The organism is Paenibacillus ihumii, from assembly GCF_001403875.1.
GTDB lineage: Bacteria > Bacillota > Bacilli > Paenibacillales > Paenibacillaceae > Fontibacillus > Fontibacillus ihumii.
The window spans coordinates 3,391,922-3,410,861 of the sequence record NZ_LN884299.1; the positions used below are offsets into that span (position 1 = coordinate 3,391,922).

Below are 18,940 nucleotides of genomic sequence, written 5' to 3' on the forward strand. Positions count from 1 at the left end.
CAGGCCGCAGTCCTTCATAACATCTCTTTGTTGATGCGCTTTATGTTTGCAGCTTGGCAATCAATCGCGCGTTATGGTAATCCAGCCATCGCCGTCGACCTGCACCTTGGCTCCCAGAGCTTCAGCGATAAAACGAAGCGGAACATAGGTCTTGCCGTCCGTATGAATGAACGCCGGCTCGGACAAAGCCGCCGCCTCTCCGGCTACCTTGGCTTGCTTGGAGTCTACGGTTAATACAATCTCCGCTTGCGTGATATCATCGATTATCGTAATGCTCTTCGTGGCCTTATTCCACTTGATCTCCGCATCGAGCTCAGCGGTCAGATAACGCAGCGGCACAAAGCTGGTGCCGTTCTTCTGGATCACTTCATAATAATCGCCTGGATATCCGATCAGGATGTATTTGGAAGTGATCTGCATCTCATCCTTAAGCAGCTTGTAAATGATCGAGCCTGGCTCGAAGTTGCGCAGCAGCTGGCCCGGGGTGATCTCTTCGTCGGCCACTGACAGCTTGCCCGCGCTCACGTCGACGTGATCCAGTGCTATGTTTCCGCCAACATTCCACATTTCGGATTCGCTGCGCACCTTAAAGGCTTTGACCGGCACGCCCTCCCCTTGAGGAATCGCCACGGCAAGCTCCACATTTTGCTTGACCATGTTCAGGTCGCTGTCGAAATACAGATCCGCTTTCAGGACGGTGTCCTTGCCCAGCAGAGTGTTCAGCTCCGGCATTTCCTCGAACAGAGCGGCAGCCTGCTGATCATATTCCTTCAGCAGCTCATTCAATGTCTCTTGAACTATGCCGTACATGGCGGAAACAGCCAATTCCTTGGAAGGCGCCGATTCATCTTCGAATGCATCCGTTCCGAATTGAGCGTTAAGGATCGGATAGATCGCGTCATAGTAACCGCCGATAAGCTCCTTCAAGCCTGCCTCGTCCTTCGAGACATTCGTTAAGAACGGCTTGATCATCTTCACCAGCTCATCGCCGCGAATTTCGGCATGCAACTGGGTCAGGCTGAGCGACTCCTCGTTGATTTTCTCCTGAACCTTTTTTACAGAAATCGAAGATGGGTTCGGCATATGCTTGAGCAGGAAGCCCGTTGCCTGAAGCCCTAGCTCCTGAGCCTGCTTATTATACGACTCGAGATCAAGATATTCTGAGGATGCATCCTCCAGGGATATGTACACCGGCTGTTTGGCGCCTTCAACCTGAATCGTTATCCCTTTAGCATCTATGGAAAGATGGTAAGGCAGCTTCTCGCCGGAGAAGCCGACAGAACCCTTGAGCGACATCGTTGAAGCATCCTTGACTTTGGCATGATCAACGGTAACTGAAATTGAATTGATCAGATCTATAATTTTCTTGTCCTCCGCAGACACATTATCCGCAGGAATAGCCTCAATGGTTACCTTCTGTCTGGATTCGCTGGACTTAACAGCCAAATTCTTCTGCAATGCCTTGTTCACATCTAGCCCGCCAACGGCTTGGCAGCCAGAAAGAATAACCAGCAGCAATACTAGCGGAAGCGCCAGCCATTTGCTCATTCTCTTCAAAATATTACCTCCTCGGAATTAATATACTCTATTATCCTGTATCCCTTGTGCCTTGTAAATAAGAGAATACAACTAGTTGACAGGTCTTGGAGCAGCAGTCTCCGTTTCATTTATGATATAATGGCAACGGAACATCCAGCATAATTGAAGAAGAATCCATGCTATTTCCTTGCATGGGAGAGGTTCGCGAACTCCCTCTATAAAAAACTAAACGGCGCCTGGCGCCTTTTTGCCGTGCCCTTCGCGGGCGACCGGCATGTTTTTTCATAGTGTTCCAGTTCAAGAACTCTCTTTCTTCTTTGTAAATGGTGCCCCCTTGCACCCTTTCACAAAATTCAGAAGAAGAGAGGTTTTTTTATGCTTCAGCAAGAGAAGGCCGTTGTCGTATTCAGCGGCGGCCAAGACAGTACCACCTGCCTATTCTGGGCCTTGAAGCAATTCCGCGAGGTCGAGGTCGTAACCTTTGATTACGGACAGCGCCACAAGCAGGAGATCGAATGTGCCCGCGGCATAGCCGCTGAGCTTGGAGTTCGATTCCACCTTCTTGATATGGGCCTATTGTCTCAATTAAGCCCCAATGCGCTGACCCGCCACGACATGGACATCGTCCATGAGGACGGCGAGCTACCCAACACCTTCGTGGAAGGGCGCAACCATCTGTTTCTCAGCTTTGCAGCAGTTCTCGCCAAAGGAGTCGGGGCAAGGCATCTCGTTACCGGCGTATGCGAGACGGATTTCAGCGGTTATCCCGATTGCCGGGACGCCTTCGTCAAATCGCTGAACGTAACGCTAAATCTGGCCATGGATCACAGCTTCGTCATCCATACCCCGCTCATGTGGCTAGATAAAGCTGCTACCTGGCAGCTTGCGGACGAGCTTGGCGCCTTCGGCTATATCCGGGAGCGCACGCTCACCTGCTATAACGGCGTCATCGGCGACGGCTGCGGGGAATGCCCCGCCTGCAAGCTGCGGCTTGCCGGAATGGAAGCCTATCTAAAGATAAGAGCAAAGGGGGCGACGTCATGACCTTTGTGCCGGGCGAATTTCGCATCGTCGACAAACTGCAGAAGCTTGGCGAGGATATCCCGCGCTCCAAGTTAAGATATCATCAGCGGCGCGTACTGGTGAGCAAAGAGTTCACGTTTGACGCCGCACACCATTTACATGCTTATGATGGCAAATGCAAAAACTTGCACGGCCATACCTATAAAGTAGTTTTCGGAATAAGCGGTATTCCAGACGAGCTCGGCATTACGCTGGATTTTGGTACGATCAAGGAGATCTGGAAGCAGGAGATCGAGGGCTACCTCGATCATCAATACCTCAATGAATCGCTGCCGCTCATGAATACAACGGCGGAGAACATGGTCGTGTGGCTGTACGAGCAAATGGAGCAGGCGCTGCAAAAAGACGCCTACCGCTCCCCGGAGCTGCAGGCCCGTACGGAGTTCGTCCGCCTGTATGAGACGCCGACCAGCTATGCCGAAGCCAGACGGGAGTGGATGAACGGTGAATAACCATCAGCCGATTCCCGTGCTGGAAATATTCGGGCCGACGATCCAGGGAGAAGGGATGGTTATCGGCCAGAAGACGATGTTCGTTCGGACGGCTGGCTGCGACTATCGCTGCTCCTGGTGCGATTCCGCTTTTACATGGGATGGCAGCGCCAAGGCTGACATTCGCCTAAGGTCAGCCGAAGACATTGTTGCCGAACTGAATGCGCTGGGCGGCAGCAATTTCTCCCATGTCACGCTATCCGGCGGTAATCCGGCTCTCCTCAGCGGATTAGGTGCATTGGTTGCATTGCTCCATGAGAAGGGGATTGCCGTAGCGGTGGAGACCCAGGGCTCCCGCTGGCAGGATTGGCTCGCCGAGATTGACCAGGTGACCCTGTCACCGAAGCCGCCCAGCTCAGGCATGACGACCGACTGGGACACGCTCGACCACATCGTGGCGAAGCTGTCTGCCCGAGCTAATCCTTACAGCCAAAGCTTAAAGGTCGTCGTCTTTGATGAGGCGGATCTCGCATATGCCAAGCAGGTGCATGCCCGGTATCCGGGTATCCCTTTCTTCCTGCAGGTCGGCAATCCGGATGTAAGAAGGATGGATATCCGGCAGCATACCGCCGACCTCCTGGACAGATACGAGCAATTGATCGAGCAGGTCGTCTCCGACCCGGAGCTGAACGATGTACGCGTGCTGCCCCAGCTTCATGCCCTCGTATGGGGCAATAAACGCGGCGTATAGCGAATAGCTTGGTCTAATTTAATGGGAACAAAGAACAAGAACAACCCTTGAGGAGGATATGAATATGACTGGAAGACAAAACGAAGAGCTGCAGGACTTAACGCTGCTTGGCAATCAAAAAGTTCAGTATTCCTTTGCCTATGATCCGGGGATTCTGGAAAGCTTCGACAATAAGCATCCCTATCGCGATTATTTCGTGAAATTCAACTGCCCGGAATTTACGAGCCTGTGCCCGATTACGGGGCAGCCTGATTTCGCTACTATTTATATCAGCTACATTCCCGACATCAAAATGGTCGAGAGCAAATCGCTCAAGCTGTACCTGTTCAGCTTCCGCAACCACGGCGACTTCCATGAGGACTGCGTGAACATCATCATGAATGATCTCATCAAGCTCATGGACCCGAGATACATCGAGGTCTGGGGCAAGTTTACGCCGCGCGGCGGCATCTCGATCGATCCTTATTGCAATTATGGGCGCCCTGGCACGAAATACGAGGCTATGGCCGAGCAGCGCCTGATGCAGCACGACTTGTACCCGGAGAAGATCGATAACCGATAATCGAGATTCCTGCGGCTGCAATCTGTTACAATAAGAAAATAATAGATTGCAACCTATTCCGGAGGGAGAGATCTGCATTTGAAGCCTAAAGTATTCATTGCCCGTAATATTCCTAAAGAAGTCGAAGACTATATCGCCGAACACTGCACCTATGACAAATGGGACCGTCCCGAGCTGATCCCGAGAGACGCCCTGCTGGCCAGCCTCTCCGACGCAGAGGGCCTGCTCACCTTCGGCGGGAAGATCGATGCGGAGCTGCTGGACCATGCGCCAAAGCTGAAGGTGGTCAGTACGATGAGCGTCGGATACAACCACTTCGATCTTGAAGCGATGAAAGCCCGCGGAGTCATGGGAACGAATACGCCGGATGTGCTCAACGAGACCGTTGCGGATTTGATCTTCGCGCTGATGCTGGCCGCTGCCCGCAGACTCGCAGAGCTCGACCGCTACGTGAAGGAGGGCCGATGGAAGCGCGGCAACAACCAGGATTTGTTTGGCCTGGATGTCCATCATAAGAAGTTGGGAATCATCGGCATGGGCGGCATCGGGGAAGCCGTTGCCCGCAGGGCCAAGTGGGGCTTCCAGATGGATATCCTGTATCATAACCGCAGCCGGAAGCCCGCGGCCGAGTCTGAGCTGGGAGCGGTGTATTGCTCGATGGACGAGCTGCTTCAGGAGGCTGACTTCATCGTCCTGATGACCCCGCTGACCCCGGAGACGCAGCGCCTGATCGGCGAGCGGGAATTCGGGCTCATGAAGCCGACCGCGGTCTTTATCAATGCGTCCCGGGGACAGACAGTGGATGAACAGGCGCTGATCACCGCTTTGGAGCAAAAAAAGATATTCGGCGCCGGGTTGGACGTCTTCGAGCGGGAGCCCGTATCTCCGGACAACCCTCTGTTGAAGCTGCCGAATGTCGTTACCCTGCCCCACATCGGCTCGGCAACGAGCAAGACGCGCTTCGATATGGCGATGCTGGCTGCCGAGAACCTGGTCGCTGCCCTCAGCGGCAAAATTCCGCCGCAGCTCGTGAAGGAACTGCGTCCTTGAGAACGATCTTTGATCAGTCCTTGAGCACGTAGTTGAGCACATCCTTGAACAGTACTTCAGCACGCAGTTGAGCACATAGTCGAGCACGTCCTTGTGCAGTCCTTGAGGCGTAGTTGAGCAGCCCCTGAGCGCGTAGTTAAGCACGTACTTGCTTCGTCCTTGGGCTGGTTCTTAAACAATGGGAAACGTCGGTACGTTAGCAGAGACTTTCATTTTGCCGTGCAATAGCGGTAGCCCATAGACAAGGCGTGTTTTACGAAAGAAATCAAAAAGGGATGGATCGGGGCAGCCCCCTGATCCATCCCTTCTTTTTTTGCCCGTTACCTGCCTATTCATCATCCTCAAAGCCCGTATGATATTTGCCTTCGCTGGAGGAGCGATGCTTGGTTGCTTCCTTATTCCTTTCCTCCTGCACCTCCAGTTTGAGATCTTCGACGGGGATAGGATCGACGTGCATTTCGCTCTCGTGCATGTCGAATAAGCTTGAATGACTCGTTGGATACTGCTCAGGATGATCCCTACCTGACGGATCGCCGGGCTTGGCATCACGTTTGGACTTGTCCATCTCATCATCACCTCGCGCATGTTGTAATCTCTTTATACCTCAAAAGAGTACAAAATAAACGGGCTAAGAGGAATGCTGCGCCTCCCTCTTCTGCTTGCCCTGCGGCGAAATGCGGTCATTCGGCATGAACAGCACAACCAGGACGGCCAGTCCTGCGGGAATAAGCGCCCACAGGAACGTATGGGCAATGGAGGCCGACAGGGCTCCTGTGATCTTCTCCAGAACCGGGGGCGGAATTTGCATCCTTGTCTCGGGGGACAGCACTTCCCTCATATCGCCAAACGCTTGAGCGGATTCGCCTGCTCCCATTCCGCCAAAGGCACGCTTCATTTCATCCGCAACCAGGTTCCTCTGCACGATTCCAAAAATCGTGATTCCCAAAGTCATCCCAAGCGACCGCAGGAACGAGTTGGTAGAGGTCGCCGCTCCGCGCTGCCGCATATCAAAATGGTGTACGGCTGCCATGCTCAGTACCGAGAAGGAGTAGCCGACCCCGAATCCGGTCAGAATGCTGTATATCGTAAGCAGGATACGGGTCGTATCGTTCGTCACCGTGCTTAAGGCAAAGATTCCGCTCACAAAGCAGATGACGGAAATGATCATGATCGTCCGATATGGCAATCGCGTTGCTAAGAACCCGCCCAGCATGCTGCCAACAACTGAGCCGATCATCATCGGCATAAGAATCAGCCCGGAATTCGTGGCCGAGCCGCCGAACACACCCTGAACATAAATGGGGATGAACACGGTGGCCACAATGAACACGCTGCCGTAGAGCAAGGCCAGGGCGCAGCTTGTTGCATAGAGCCTGTTCTTAAACATGCTGAAGGAAATAATCGGCTCCTCCGCGCGCAACTCCATGAACAAGAAGACTACGAATAATACGGCAAACCCTATAAATAAGCCCAAGATCACCGTTGAATCCCAGCGGTAGGTTTCCCCGCCCAGTTCCAGCGCGAACATGAGACACACTACCGAGCCGACAAGCGTAAAGGCCCCGCCCCAATCGATGGGCAGTTTGGAACGGGATAGCGACTCGCGATAGAAGCCGATAATCAGCGCCAGGCAAATCAAGCCGATCGGCACGTTAATGAAGAAAACCCAATGCCAGCCCAGCTTGTCCGTAATAAATGCCCCCAGCAAAGGACCGAAAATGCTGGAGGTTCCGAACACAGCACCCAGCAGCCCTGTCATTTTGCCCCGCTTCTCCAAGGGAAAAATGTCGTAAATAATTGTGAAGGCAATCGGCATCAGCGCTCCCCCGCCGATTCCCTGGATTGCCCGGTAAATGCTCAGCTGCATAATGCTCTCAGCAATCCCGCACAGCACAGACCCGGCCAAAAAGGTGATGATTCCGAAGATAAAAAAGCGCTTGCGCCCGTACATATCCGACAGCTTCCCGAAAATCGGAGTGCCGGCCATTACGGCGACCATATACGCCGAGGTGACCCAGACGAACTGCTCCATGTCGCCAAGCTGCGACACAATGGTTCCCATGGCTGTTGTTACGATCGTGTTATCCATGGCCGACATCAGGATTGCCAGCATCAGACCAATCAAAATGAGCGAAGTGTTGTCCTTCTGTTTCGTAATCAAATAGGTATGCTCCTTTTAATTTTTAAAATTAGAAATACTTACTTCTGTTGTTTATTTTATTAGAAACAGGCGGAAAGTAAAGCAGGGATTCCCAACCCGTGACCGACTGCCGTCATGCAGCAGCCCCTCCCGCGTTGGAGCTGCGCCTGCCCATAACTCGGCCTTCCTCCGACAAAAATTTGTAATACGACAAAGTACGAGCGCACTTACAAATTTTGTAATAATATGATACAATTAATTTTGTGATCACGCCTCATCCATTTCAAGCTTGAATAGGTTGACCATACATGTGGATGTCCTGGAAGGGGACGTCTTTTTTCTTGAAAATACTTACCTCAGGATAATACTATCAAACGATCTTAATCGTTTTTTGCCTTATAATAAATAAATATGTTTCAAAGAGAGGGAGGCTCACCATATGAACTCCAAATGGACCATACTGGAGCAAAAAATGCGGGAGGTCGGCATACAAACACTCATTATCACCGATCCCAAGCACGTCTATTATTTGACAGGATTCCTTAGCAATCCCCATGAACGCTTTCTCTGCGCTGTGTTCTCCATGGGCAAACAGCCCTTTCTCCTGGTTCCCGAACTGGATGAAGAGAATGCCCGTGCCGCTGCCGGCATGATCGAAATCGTCACACATAAAGACACCGATAATCCTTACGAAGTATTAAGAAGCAATCTGAAATCCTCGGTCGGTACTATCGGTTTTGAAAAGGATCATATGTCCGTTGCCCGCTTTGAGCAGCTCCAGGAATCCCTGTCCTTTGCCAGATACCTGGATGTCGGGCCGTGGCTTCGCCAGCTTCGCAATCGTAAATCCGCAAATGAAATCGAAAAAATTCGCCATGCGGTCACCCTGATCGAGCAAGTATTAGAGGACACTCTGCCCTATGTCAAAGAAGGCGTCACCGAAAATGAGCTCGTCGCCGAGATCGATTATCGCATCCGCAAGGTAGGCGCCGAAGGCCCGGCCTTCGATTCGATGGTGCTGTCGGGCAAGAAAACCGCGCTCCCCCACGGAGTACCGGGCAGCCAGGCGATAGCCAGCGGCGACCTGCTGATGTTCGATATCGGCCTATATGCTGGCGGATATGCTTCAGACATTACACGTACCTATGCCGTCGGCCATTTGGACGAATCGCTGCAGCGCATCTACAACACCGTACTCGCCGCCAATGAAGCCGCAATCCAGGCCATCAGGCCCGGTATCTCTTACGCCTCGATCGATAAGGCGGCCCGCGACGTTATTGCAGATGCCGGGTACGGCGCTTACTTCATTCATCGGCTCGGGCATGGTCTTGGCATCGACGTTCACGAATTCCCCTCCGTACATGGCGAGAACGAGTTGCTGATCGATGAGGGCAACGTATTTACAGTCGAGCCGGGAATTTACATCCCTGGACTTGGCGGTGTCCGCATTGAAGACGATGTTGCCGTAACCGCCTCAGGAGTAGACGTATTAACGACGCTCCCCAAGGAGCTTACTTATCTATAACAGCCGCCTAACTCGAGCAACCTCCGGCCAGAAGGACGGAGGTTATTTATGCTGTATTTGAATTGGAAGAGCCCTATAGGCAATCACGAGCGTTGTTTGGCCGCAATCATGCGGCATAACACCGTGGTCTGCGAGCATGGCATCGCCCGCTGGGACTACAGCACCGCGACGGGAGTACAGCAACTGTGCACGAGGAGTACAGCTCCGTGAACGGAGCACAGTGCCGCGAACGGCGAGCATTGCTCCGCGTACAGTGAGCATAGATCCACGTACTGGGTGCACGGCATCGCGCGATGGAGTACAGCACTGCGACGGGAGTACAGCTCCGTAAACGGAGCACAGTGTCGCGAACGGCGAGCATGACATCGTGCGCTGGAAGTACAGCATCCACAGTGCACGTACAGGGAGCTTGCGTGCGATTATATCCAGCGCCTGACCGGGCGGTGAAAGAGCCGCATAAGATTCCATTATCCCATTATCTGGCTTTCGCCGCCTCCTCCTCATCCGAATGATAGTTGCGAGCAATATATAGGACAGGAGTACCCGCAGCCGTCAAAATAAATTTGATAATATAGGTCGTCAGCAAAATTTCCGTCCAAATCCGCAGGCTGTATTGGCCCGCAAAAGCAATTGTACAGAAGATCAGCGTATCTACGAATGAACTGATCATGGTACTGAAATTGTTGCGGATCCACAGCTGCCCACGGCCTGGATAATGCTTCCTGATCCAGGAAAACAGCCGGACATCCAAGAACTGGCTGACGAAGTATGCGGTCAGGCTTCCCAAGGCCAGCCGCGGCATCCAGCCAAATATGCTCTCTAACGACCCTTGTGCCAAATCCTCGGGCTGCGGAGTAAAAACCAGCGCCATCTGCATCAGGACGGTCGTCATGATCAAAGTAAAGAATCCGAACCACACCGCTTTTTTCGCTTCGCCGCGGCCGTATTTTTCGTTGAGCAAATCACTGGTCAGATATAAGCTGACATACATCGTATTGCCAAGGGTCATGACGATCCCGAACATTTCAATCGTCTTCACCACTTGGATGTTCGCAATAACCGTAGCAACGCCAATCCAAGCATACAGTCCCTTTTTCCCGAACCAGCGATAGCATATCAAGAAGAACGTAAAGTTCACCAGCACGAACAGAACGCCCCATCCGAAATTGAACACATGACTTCCTCCCTTTGTTTATCTCTCCTGGTGAAAAAACCGTGACACTTTTATAAAAAACAATAATAACCCAAACTCTATTGCCAAAGGGAGTTGTTGCTATTAGATACGCCTAAAAGATAAGCCAACCATCGTGGACAGCCTGCATGAAGATGCCCTCTTCTTGCATGAGCCGGTCAACAAATTTATCATCTCATAAGTCCGTGCAAATTATTTACAAATAACGCAACACCGTGTTGCCCTTCAATCATACCCCGAACCATACCCGAACCATATTAGTTCTGAACATCACCGACTGTACTGCATAATGCAGTCATCTTAAGCAAATTACGGCAGCTAGTAACAGGACGGCCTCTAAGCCTTCATTCAAGGCTCCGTAAACATCCCCCGTCAATCCGCCCAGCCTCTTACTGATTCTGCCTGCAGCCAGAATCCCGACGAGCCAAGCGATGCAGGGAGCGGCAAGAAAATAAACGAGAAATAACATCGGAAAAGCGGGTACCTGCTGCACCCAGCCCACGATTGTTAGCCCAAGGGCTGATGATAGCAGGGCTGCCGCCGTAGAGAATGCAAGGCTGCGCTGCTTCAGACCGTGAAAACGATTAGCGAGCCCCTCGTTCTCTCTTGCTGTCGGCCAGGCTTTCATGGCATAGGACATGAACCAACGGCTCCAGATCGGCGCCATCAGGAGCGCTGCCCCCGTCGCTGCATAGCCTATGCCTATCAGGGAATAAATAAGTGACATTTTAAGCAACAGGAGCAATATGCAAGCAATTACGCCCATCGCGCCAACACGGCTGTCCTTCATAATCTCCAGCATTCTCTCCCTGCTGCGATAGCTAAGCAGCGCGTCCGCCGAATCCATCCAGCCATCGAGGTGCAGCCCCCCAGTTAGCCAGATCCAGATAGCAAGTATAAGAACTGCGGCGGGCATAGTTGGAAGCAGCCAGGCCGAGCCCGCTGCAGCTAGGCATAGAGCTGCACCGATGGCCAGCCCGACCAGTGGATAATATTTGACACTGCGGCGCAGCACCTCCGGCGTGAAATTCACTTCAACCGGTACCGGAAACCGCGATAGGAATTGAAAAGCCGCTGCTAGCGGCCAGTCCTTTCCAGTAGTGCTGCTGGTGCTATCAGTCTGGTTTCTCGTGCCGCTAGACATGGTGCTCGCGCCATTAGTTTCCGTCGTATTACTTTTGGCCGCGGGTCCGTTGTAGCTGTTTTGCTTTACATTGCTTATATTGCTTTTATCATTGTCGTTGCTGCTGCTCATAGCTTATACTCCCTGCTTTTCAGCTCGATCGGAATTCCTGCCGTAACAAGAAATACCTGGTCTGCAATTGCCGCAACACGACGGTTCAATATTCCAGCCAAATCCCGATATTGCCGGCCTAATGCATATGCAGGAACAATTCCGCTTCCTACCTCATTAGTAACGATTACAAGCGTTCCCTCATAGCTTGCGATCTTTTCCAAAAGCCGATCAATTTCCCGCATCATTTTGTCCTCTGCATCCTTCTGCTCTCCGACAGCAAGTAGCATATTGGACAGCCAGAGCGTCAGGCAATCGATCAGTACAGCTGGTGAGGTGTCCTCTTTAATCGTCTTGGCCTGCGGATCTTGAAGCTGCGTTCTCCCCAGACGAGATGCACCGTCATTGCTTATTCCAGTACCTTTCAGTTTGGTGAGCAAAGCTCCTAATTGAAGCGGCTCCTCGATAGTCTCCCATGGGTACCCTTCCAACGCGCGAGCCTGGCGATGCTGGGCAATCCGCTGCTCCATCTCGTTATCAAAAGCCTGAGCCGTAGCAATATAGAATGCCTTAGGCGCGTGTTTCATACACCATTTCTCGGCAAAGCTGCTCTTTCCGCTGCGTGCGCCGCCAGTCACCATGACGATCACTTTGCTTCCCCCTCGGCAGCCGGCTCGCCCGCAGAAATTCCCGCGCTTTCAAACGTAGCCATTTCCCTCATGATGCGGCAGGCCCCGTCAATCAGATGCAGCGCAAGCGCACCGCCAGTTCCTTCACCCAGCCGCATTTCGAGCTCCAGCATCGGGGAAAGGCCAAGCTCTTTCAGCACTTGATTATGTCCCGGCTCCTGCGAGTGGTGGGAAGCTACCATATAATTCACTGTTTCTATGCATAAACGCTGGGCGACTAGAGCTGCCGCGCTCGAGATAAACCCGTCGATAACAACCGGGCAGCGATGGGCAGCAGCCCCTAGAATGACTCCGGTCAATCCGGCGATCTCCAGGCCGCCTACCTTGGACAATACATCGAGCGGATCATCAGCAGCCGGCTGGTTCAACCCAATAGCCCGTTGCACTACCGAAGCCTTATGACGCAGCTTTTGGTCATCAATGCCTGTGCCGCGGCCAACACATTCTGCTGGAGCAATGCCCATAAGCACACTCATCACAGCAGCGCTAGCTGTCGTGTTTCCGATACCCATTTCGCCTGTAACGAACAAAGTTGTGCCTTTATTCACAGCTTCTTTCACAACGGCAACCCCGGTAAGCACAGCTGCCTCCGCATCCTCGCGGCTCATCGCCGGACCGGCGGCCATGTTGGCCGTTCCCATCCTTACCTTCCGATTCAGCAAATGAGGATGGCTCAGCTCGGCATTCACACCGATATCCACGCACATCACCTCCGCTGATGCCTGGCGAGCAAACACATTAATGGCCGCACCGCCGTCCAAAAAGTTCAATACCATTTGCGGCGTAACCTCCGCCGGGAACGCACTAATCCCTTCTGCACAGACCCCATGATCAGCGGCCATAACGATGATTGCACGCTGCGGAAAGCTTGGCTTCACTTGGCCGGTTATTCCGGCTAGCTGAATAGCCAGCGTCTCCAGCTTGCCAAGGCTCCCCGGCGGCTTAGTCAAACGATCCAGATGCTCCGCTGCTGCCTTCGCCGCCTCCTCATGCCAAGGCGAAATTGATCCAATGATGTCCGAAACGGAATAACTCATTCTATAGCCCTCTTCTCTAATTTGATCTACTATGCCTAATGCCGAAATTCTGCCCACTTATGAACGAGAAATCACTATTTGCAATTATACATAAACTTACTGACATATGACACGAAATGACGCTTTTTGCAATTTCCGTGGTCTTTCTTGAATATAAATTGTACTTGCTGGGATGCGGACTGACTTGCTTGGAATATGGATTGGACGTGCTCAGAATGTGGATTGACTAGTTTAGAAATATGACTGGGCGTGTGCTTAGATTGTTGATGATTAGCTTAAAAATATAGACCGAACGTGCCTAGATTGTTGATGATTAGCTTAGAAATATAGACCGAACGTGCCTAGATTGTTGATGATTAGCTTAGAAATATAGACCGAACGTGCTTAGATTGTTGATGATTAGCTTAGAAATATAGACCGAACGTGCCTAGATTGTAGAGTGGCTTGCGTAAAGACTTGCTAAAGTATTATCGAGACCTCGGACATACTCAATCCTCACTGTATGAAAAGGAACGCAACGTGCGTAGAGTATACTATGTCATCCTGCGTATCAGTTCAGTTAGCTAACGGACACAGGAGCCGCTATTTGGCCTATTTGAGCAATTTTTGGAACTCTTACGGACACCAGAGCCCTTATTGTCCCTTTTTTGGGCAACAAAGTGGTGTTTTTGCAGCAATAGCGGAACCTCGGTCCGTTAGCCTCCGTAAAAGCTGCTTTTTCGCGATTTAGCGGAACTGCGGTCCGTTAGCATCACATAACTCCCTATTTCGTGCTTAAGCGGAACACGATCCGTTAGCCTTCGAAAAACGACCTACTTCGTGCTTGAGCAGAACCTCTGTCCGTTAGCGTTCGAAAACTACTTGCTTCGCGATTTAGCGGAACCATGATACGTTAACTCACACCCAGAGTACGAAATATGCCAAGTCACACATTACTAGCAAGCATTTCATCTGGCTAAAGATTGGCGACTTCCGTCACATGCAGCGAAACACCGCGCGCTGGGAGCTGCACGCGGTGCGAAAAACGAGAATCCGCAAAAATCGGTTCAAATCCCAGCCAATTGCATCAGCATCAAGCGAGGATTGGAGCAAAAAAATCTATTAAATCTAAACCTTACCAAAGCCAGGCAAGTACAAACGCAAGCTCAAGGATAAGTGCAAGCTCAAGCTCAATCTCTAGCTCAAGGGCAAGTGCAAACGTAAGCTCAAGCTCAAGGGCTAGCTCGAGCGCAAGCTCAAACATAAGCTCAAGCTCAAGGGCTAGCTCCAACTCAGCTCCAACTCAATCCCTAGCTCACATCCCCTGCTCGCTCCGCAAAAGCAGCTGAGGCACGCCCCGGTCCGGATGCATGACTGAATAAGCATCGACATCGAACAGCATCTTCACTATTTCCGGGGTAATAATTTCATTTGGCGTCCCGGAAGCGATGATTTTACCATCCCGTAAAGCGATCAGCTTATCGCAATACAGGGAAGCCAGGTTCAAATCATGCATTACGGCAATGACGGTTAAGTGCTCAGCACGCTGCCAGCTCGATACCAGCTCCATGAATTGCATCTGGTAGCGAATGTCGAGATAGGTCGTCGGCTCATCGAGCAGCACGACCTCCGGCTGCTGTGCCATCACCTTGCCGAGAGCAACCCGCTGCCTTTGTCCTCCGCTAAGCACATGCAGCGGCTTATGCTCCAGCCCCAGTAAATCCAGGCGTCTCATAATCTCGTTGATCAGACGCTCTGCACCATCCTCCTCTTCTTTACCGCGCCAATTCTGAAAGGGGAACCTCCCCATCTCCAGCACCTGACGCACCGGAAAAGCCATCGGCGGCAAGCCATCCTGCTGAAGCACCGCGAGCTTCCTCGACAGCTCCTTGCGGCTATAGGATGCAAGAAGCCTGCCATCCAGCGTTATTTCTCCAGTCTCCGGGCCCTCCACACCTGACAGCACGTTCAACAGCGTTGTTTTTCCGCTGCCGTTCGGACCGATGATGCCCCAAAAGTCACCGCGCTGCACCTGCCAGTCGATCCCCTGCAGCACCGTTTGCCGGCCATAGGATTTCACAATACCTTGAATTCCAATCATTGCAGCTCCTCCATTCTCCGCTTCTTGTTGCGGTACAGCAGGTAAGCAAAGAACGGAGCTCCGACGAACGCCGTGACCACGCCAAGCGGAATCTCCGTTGGAGCCAGTACCGTACGGGCGGCAAGGTCGCTCCACATCATGAATATCCCCCCGCCAAGCGCCGAGAGCGGGATAATCAACCGGTAGTCCGGTCCCGTTATCAGCCGGATCATATGCGGTATAACCAAGCCGACGAAGCCGATCACCCCGGACACGGATACAGCCGCGGCAGTCATCAGCGTAGCTATGAGCAGAACCACTGCCTTCGTCCGATCGACGTTCAGCCCCGAATGAGCCGCCTGGCGTTCGCCGAGGGCTAGCAGATTCAAGCTTCGTGCCTTGCTCCAGAGGAAAAGCATGCCAATGACCAAATACGGGAAAAGGATGATCGTATACGACCATCCGCGCAAGCTGAGACTTCCCATCGTCCAGTATAATATTTCGTTTACCGTTTTTTTAGACATGGCCGTGAGAAACGAGACGATCGCGCCCAGAAAAGATTGCATAACCACGCCTGACAAAATAAGGCTCTCAATTGGGATTCTCCCATTTTCCCTGGCCAGCCACATTACGACAAGCAGCGTGCTTGCTCCCGTTATAAACGCTACGACCGGCAGCGTAAATACGCCGATCAAAGAAAACTGCCAACCAAAGAAGATCAGCGTAGCTGCGCCGACCGCCGCCCCCGAGGATACGCCCAGTGTAAAAGGATCAGCCAGCGGATTCCGCAGCACGCCTTGGAACGCAGCTCCAGCCACCGCCAAAGAGGCACCAACCAGCATACCGAGCAGAACTCGCGGCAGCCTTACCTGCATGACAATCTGCTCCGCGGCTACGTCCCAGTCCGGTGTAACCATACTGCCGATCCAGGGCAGCCGATGGAGCAGAATGCCAACGATCTGTCCGGTCGGCAGGAAGACGGAACCAACGCCGATGCATACTAGCAGCGTGGCAGCCAGAAGTACTAAGCCTGCCGCGCCATATCCCGCCAATTTATTCATCATTCCTGAATCAATTCCGGATAAATGGCCCGGGCCATTTCCATCAATCCCTGAGTAACACGCGGGCCAGGCCGGCTTAAGAGATTATCGTCCAGGCCGATTACGCGGTCTTCCTTCACGGCCGTAATTTGATCCCAGCCGCCGCGAGCCTTGATAATATCACCGATCGTTTTGTTGTTCTCATCGATTACGTTTCTGGCAAACAGGATAACGTCCGGATTGGCCTTAATGATGTTCTCTTCATTGATCTCGTTCCAGCCTTCCAGATCCGAGGCGACGTTCTCGCCTCCAGCCAGCGTAATCAACTCGTCCATGAACACACCCTTGCCGACAGTCCAGCCTGCCGAGAATTCGATATAGACTTTCTTTTTCTGATCCGGTGTCAAGGCTTTGACCGCATTTAAGACGAGATCGCGTTCTTTTTCCATTTGGGCGATCACTTTCTCGGCTTCCTTCTGCCGATCGGTAATTTCGCCTACGGCTCTGATGTTCACCATCGTTTCTTCCAAGGAGTTCGGATTCGATTGATAAACTTTGATACCGAGATCGGTGAGATTTTTGACCGTTGCCGGGTCAATCAAATTACCGGCTAGCACTAGATCCGGCTTGGCCGCAATAACGGCCTCCACATTAACCTGGAATCCGCCCATTCTCGGCTTGTCTTTCACCGCTTCAGGATAATCATCGACATCGGATACCCCTACGATTTGCTCATCCAGCCCAAGCGCAAACAATCCTTCCGTCTCCGATGGAGCCAGTGAGACGATTCTCTGAGGTGCGGCCTCAAAGGTAAACTCCGCTCCCGTGACATCCTTCACCGTCAATGGATAGGCAGTCGCCTGCGCCTCAGACGGTGAACCCTCCTGCTCTCCTTGTGCCGTTTGAGCGTTCTGCTCCTGCTGTGCAGGCGTATTCGCATTGCTTGGCCCTGATGCATCCTTGCCGCAGCCAGCCATCAAGACAAGCATGATCGCTAAAATCCAAAACCCCCAGAACTTTCTGAACTTGTTCATGACTCTCTCTCCTTACATGGTGTGTAGTTTATACATGAAAAGCCAGCTTGGAATGGAAAACAGGGTGAAAAAGACAGGAAAAAGCCCCATCCATTCAGGATCGGGCTACGTCTACAAGGCTATGCGCCGCAAGCATCCAGCTTGTCCGAAGCATAGTTATTAGCAGAACGTTATCCTCTCCTCGAAGGACCGTCTCTTGATTCCCATAGGCAGGTCTCCTGACTCCAGGTTGCTGATTCGGCTCGCCTTCCCATCCTCGCTGACCTTCCTGCCGTTCCTTATAAGCGGACATGGCGGCTGTTCAACGAATGACAGTGGCATAAATGAGCTTCATCCCTGTTTACAGTGGCGGGACCGTGCCGGAATTGCACCGGCTTCCCTATTAACCCGTGGCGGCAGCTTATGGATCAGCGCGCTTTGGGACCTACGGTTTTCCCATTCTTACTAGGCATTCATCATCTTCGCCTGAGTTACCCATGATTAGTTCCCAGGCTATCTTACAGTCTTCACTGGGCTTTGACACATCTGCGCCCTGTATTGGATTATAGGGGAAAACCTTGCTGCTGACAATCGTTTATCCCCCTACCCTGGACTCGCAGACCCAAATATGTCTGATAAAAGAACCCTTGCTGACCGTCCCGTAATCGCGGATGCGAAGACCGGCTCGACGGATCTCTTCCGCCAGCGGCTCCGTCGAGACAATGACTGCCCTAAGACTAAACCTCCGTATACTGCTCAGCATCCGTTCCCGTTCCTCAGGAGGAAGCACGGAGCATAAATTATAAGGCATGTCCACGATAGCCGCGCCGTAAAGCTCGTCCACTTCATTCATATCTCCAAGACTGACCCGGTCATCACCATATCCGAAATGTCGCAAATTGATTCTTGCTCCCCGAACCGCCAGCGGGTTAATATCCCGGCCGACGATGTCAATTCCCATCGACAAAGCTTCGATCAGCACATTTCCCATTCCGCAGCAGGGATCGATCGCCTTGACGGCATCCGGCTCTGGAACCGCAATGTTCACCAAAGCCCTAGCGACGGCTGTGCTTAGTCCTGTGGAGTAATTGCGCGGCTTGCTTTTATGGTGCAGCCATACGGATTCTGCCTTGTGGCATATTCCTAGCTGCCAACGGCCATCGATGGACATCAGGCCGAGCGTCGTCTCAGGCCTGCGCATTTCCGCCTTGCCGCGAACTAACCCTCCGATTCGCCGTTCAAACTCGCGCTGCTCCTCGTAGCTGTATGCGAGCATGTCACCAAGCTTCATGCAAATGACTTTAAAAGTTCTGTCCTTAAGATCAAGCTCAGCCGCTTGCGAGGCTAGGCTATCGAAATCTTCTGCCGCATACAATACTTCTACCCGGTACGAAATAAACGGACTGCGGCTCGGAGCGATCCGTCTGTCCGTTTCCACGTAGCCTGCCGTACCCGCCGGCTGTCCAAACAGAGCAGCGAGTTCCATTTCGCACAGCCGCCGTTCATTCTCATGACAGGCGTATGCGTACACGTAATGCCTGCGGTTTCCTTCATGCATCATGCTTCCTGCCTCCACCCTCGACTTCAAACGAATA

At 52.4% G+C, this 18,940-nt stretch carries 19 protein-coding genes and 2 riboswitches; of the genes, 7 read left to right on the top strand and 12 right to left on the bottom strand.

The genetic code is table 11. From position 1 onward, the window contains the following. Positions 1–60: 60 nt before the first annotated feature. Entirely contained in the window at positions 61–1,548 is a 1,488-nt protein-coding gene (locus BN2762_RS22495; RefSeq protein WP_055110307.1) for a copper amine oxidase N-terminal domain-containing protein, read from the bottom strand. A 182-nt stretch (positions 1,549–1,730) separates the two neighbouring features. Beyond that, positions 1,731–1,774, top strand: a riboswitch (PreQ1 riboswitch). Between the two features lie 140 nt (positions 1,775–1,914). Here BN2762_RS22495 and queC point away from each other — a divergent pair. The 5 genes from queC to BN2762_RS22520 all read left to right on the top strand — a co-directional run bounded on the left by queC (position 1,915) and on the right by BN2762_RS22520 (position 5,416). Further along, positions 1,915–2,583, top strand: coding sequence for a 7-cyano-7-deazaguanine synthase QueC (queC, locus tag BN2762_RS22500; protein ID WP_055109077.1), 669 nt, complete (start codon positions 1,915–1,917; stop codon positions 2,581–2,583). Continuing rightward, positions 2,580–3,074: a 6-carboxytetrahydropterin synthase QueD gene (queD, locus tag BN2762_RS22505; protein WP_055109078.1), complete on the top strand. Its 495-nt coding sequence runs from the start codon at positions 2,580–2,582 to the stop codon at positions 3,072–3,074. The genes queC and queD overlap by 4 nt, the downstream gene beginning before the upstream one ends. Positions 3,075–3,129: 55 nt before the next feature. Beyond that, entirely contained in the window at positions 3,130–3,804 is a 675-nt protein-coding gene (gene queE / locus BN2762_RS22510; RefSeq protein ID WP_083485216.1) for a 7-carboxy-7-deazaguanine synthase QueE, read from the top strand. Between the two features lie 64 nt (positions 3,805–3,868). Next, positions 3,869–4,366 (top strand): preQ(1) synthase, encoded by a 498-nt coding sequence (queF, locus tag BN2762_RS22515; RefSeq protein WP_055109080.1) that lies wholly within the window; start codon positions 3,869–3,871, stop codon positions 4,364–4,366. Between the two features lie 78 nt (positions 4,367–4,444). After that, positions 4,445–5,416, top strand: coding sequence for a 2-hydroxyacid dehydrogenase (locus BN2762_RS22520; protein WP_055109081.1), 972 nt, complete (start codon positions 4,445–4,447; stop codon positions 5,414–5,416). 328 nt (positions 5,417–5,744) lie between these two features. On the opposite strand, the gene BN2762_RS22525 is transcribed toward BN2762_RS22520, so the two are convergent. Then, positions 5,745–5,981: a hypothetical protein gene (locus BN2762_RS22525; RefSeq protein WP_055109082.1), complete on the bottom strand. Its 237-nt coding sequence runs from the start codon at positions 5,979–5,981 to the stop codon at positions 5,745–5,747. A 63-nt stretch (positions 5,982–6,044) separates the two neighbouring features. After that, complete coding sequence (locus BN2762_RS22530) at positions 6,045–7,574, bottom strand: MDR family MFS transporter (RefSeq protein ID WP_055110310.1); 1,530 nt, start codon at positions 7,572–7,574, stop codon at positions 6,045–6,047. 421 nt (positions 7,575–7,995) lie between these two features. On the opposite strand from BN2762_RS22530, the gene BN2762_RS22535 reads away from it, so the two are divergent. Both BN2762_RS22535 and BN2762_RS27035 read left to right on the top strand, forming a co-directional pair. Then, positions 7,996–9,081: a M24 family metallopeptidase gene (locus tag BN2762_RS22535; RefSeq protein ID WP_055109083.1), complete on the top strand. Its 1,086-nt coding sequence runs from the start codon at positions 7,996–7,998 to the stop codon at positions 9,079–9,081. A 48-nt stretch (positions 9,082–9,129) separates the two neighbouring features. Continuing rightward, positions 9,130–9,291 (top strand): hypothetical protein, encoded by a 162-nt coding sequence (locus tag BN2762_RS27035; RefSeq protein WP_154674781.1) that lies wholly within the window; start codon positions 9,130–9,132, stop codon positions 9,289–9,291. A gap of 265 nt (positions 9,292–9,556) precedes the next feature. On the opposite strand, the gene BN2762_RS22540 is transcribed toward BN2762_RS27035, so the two are convergent. The 9 genes from BN2762_RS22540 to BN2762_RS22575 form a co-directional block, all read right to left on the bottom strand. Beyond that, positions 9,557–10,255, bottom strand: coding sequence for a queuosine precursor transporter (locus BN2762_RS22540; protein WP_055109084.1), 699 nt, complete (start codon positions 10,253–10,255; stop codon positions 9,557–9,559). A gap of 313 nt (positions 10,256–10,568) precedes the next feature. Beyond that, a complete protein-coding gene (cobS, locus tag BN2762_RS22545; protein ID WP_083485085.1) occupies positions 10,569–11,528 on the bottom strand; it encodes an adenosylcobinamide-GDP ribazoletransferase in 960 nt (319 codons plus the stop codon). Further along, a complete protein-coding gene (locus BN2762_RS22550; RefSeq protein ID WP_148499986.1) occupies positions 11,525–12,157 on the bottom strand; it encodes a bifunctional adenosylcobinamide kinase/adenosylcobinamide-phosphate guanylyltransferase in 633 nt (210 codons plus the stop codon). The genes cobS and BN2762_RS22550 overlap by 4 nt, the downstream gene beginning before the upstream one ends. Beyond that, on the bottom strand, positions 12,154–13,233 hold the full coding sequence (cobT, locus tag BN2762_RS22555) for a nicotinate-nucleotide--dimethylbenzimidazole phosphoribosyltransferase (RefSeq protein WP_055109085.1): 1,080 nt from the start codon (positions 13,231–13,233) through the stop codon (positions 12,154–12,156). The genes BN2762_RS22550 and cobT overlap by 4 nt, the downstream gene beginning before the upstream one ends. Before the next feature lie 1,114 nt (positions 13,234–14,347). Continuing rightward, the gene (locus BN2762_RS27040) at positions 14,348–14,503 is read right to left on the bottom strand and encodes a hypothetical protein (protein ID WP_154674782.1); all 156 of its coding nucleotides are present in this window, start codon (positions 14,501–14,503) and stop codon (positions 14,348–14,350) included. Positions 14,504–14,527: 24 nt separating this feature from the next. Beyond that, positions 14,528–15,313: an ABC transporter ATP-binding protein gene (locus tag BN2762_RS22560; protein WP_055109086.1), complete on the bottom strand. Its 786-nt coding sequence runs from the start codon at positions 15,311–15,313 to the stop codon at positions 14,528–14,530. Further along, the gene (locus BN2762_RS22565) at positions 15,310–16,356 is read right to left on the bottom strand and encodes a FecCD family ABC transporter permease (protein ID WP_055109087.1); all 1,047 of its coding nucleotides are present in this window, start codon (positions 16,354–16,356) and stop codon (positions 15,310–15,312) included. Before BN2762_RS22565 ends, BN2762_RS22560 begins: the two co-directional genes overlap by 4 nt. Continuing rightward, the gene (locus tag BN2762_RS22570; protein WP_055109088.1) at positions 16,353–17,366 is read right to left on the bottom strand and encodes an ABC transporter substrate-binding protein; all 1,014 of its coding nucleotides are present in this window, start codon (positions 17,364–17,366) and stop codon (positions 16,353–16,355) included. The genes BN2762_RS22565 and BN2762_RS22570 overlap by 4 nt, the downstream gene beginning before the upstream one ends. Positions 17,367–17,557: 191 nt before the next feature. Further along, positions 17,558–17,809: riboswitch (cobalamin riboswitch) on the bottom strand. 131 nt (positions 17,810–17,940) lie between these two features. Then, positions 17,941–18,906 (bottom strand): TRM11 family SAM-dependent methyltransferase, encoded by a 966-nt coding sequence (locus tag BN2762_RS22575; protein WP_316246821.1) that lies wholly within the window; start codon positions 18,904–18,906, stop codon positions 17,941–17,943. Positions 18,907–18,940: the final 34 nt, after the last annotated feature.

Bases quoted from the DNA above. Each gene is read 5' to 3' on its own strand.
- BN2762_RS22565 (WP_055109087.1), bottom strand. From the start codon at position 16,356: ATGATGAATAAATTGGCGGGATATGGCGCGGCAGGCTTAGTACTTCTG.
- BN2762_RS27035 (WP_154674781.1), top strand. From the start codon at position 9,130: ATGCTGTATTTGAATTGGAAGAGCCCTATAGGCAATCACGAGCGTTGT.
- queE (WP_083485216.1), top strand. From the start codon at position 3,130: ATGGTTATCGGCCAGAAGACGATGTTCGTTCGGACGGCTGGCTGCGAC.
- BN2762_RS22535 (WP_055109083.1), top strand. From the start codon at position 7,996: ATGAACTCCAAATGGACCATACTGGAGCAAAAAATGCGGGAGGTCGGC.
- BN2762_RS22575 (WP_316246821.1), bottom strand. From the start codon at position 18,906: ATGATGCATGAAGGAAACCGCAGGCATTACGTGTACGCATACGCCTGT.
- BN2762_RS22560 (WP_055109086.1), bottom strand. From the start codon at position 15,313: ATGATTGGAATTCAAGGTATTGTGAAATCCTATGGCCGGCAAACGGTG.
- cobS (WP_083485085.1), bottom strand. From the start codon at position 11,528: ATGAGCAGCAGCAACGACAATGATAAAAGCAATATAAGCAATGTAAAG.
- cobT (WP_055109085.1), bottom strand. From the start codon at position 13,233: ATGAGTTATTCCGTTTCGGACATCATTGGATCAATTTCGCCTTGGCAT.
- BN2762_RS22570 (WP_055109088.1), bottom strand. From the start codon at position 17,366: ATGAACAAGTTCAGAAAGTTCTGGGGGTTTTGGATTTTAGCGATCATG.
- queF (WP_055109080.1), top strand. From the start codon at position 3,869: ATGACTGGAAGACAAAACGAAGAGCTGCAGGACTTAACGCTGCTTGGC.
- queC (WP_055109077.1), top strand. From the start codon at position 1,915: ATGCTTCAGCAAGAGAAGGCCGTTGTCGTATTCAGCGGCGGCCAAGAC.
- queD (WP_055109078.1), top strand. From the start codon at position 2,580: ATGACCTTTGTGCCGGGCGAATTTCGCATCGTCGACAAACTGCAGAAG.
- BN2762_RS22525 (WP_055109082.1), bottom strand. From the start codon at position 5,981: ATGGACAAGTCCAAACGTGATGCCAAGCCCGGCGATCCGTCAGGTAGG.
- BN2762_RS22495 (WP_055110307.1), bottom strand. From the start codon at position 1,548: ATGAGCAAATGGCTGGCGCTTCCGCTAGTATTGCTGCTGGTTATTCTT.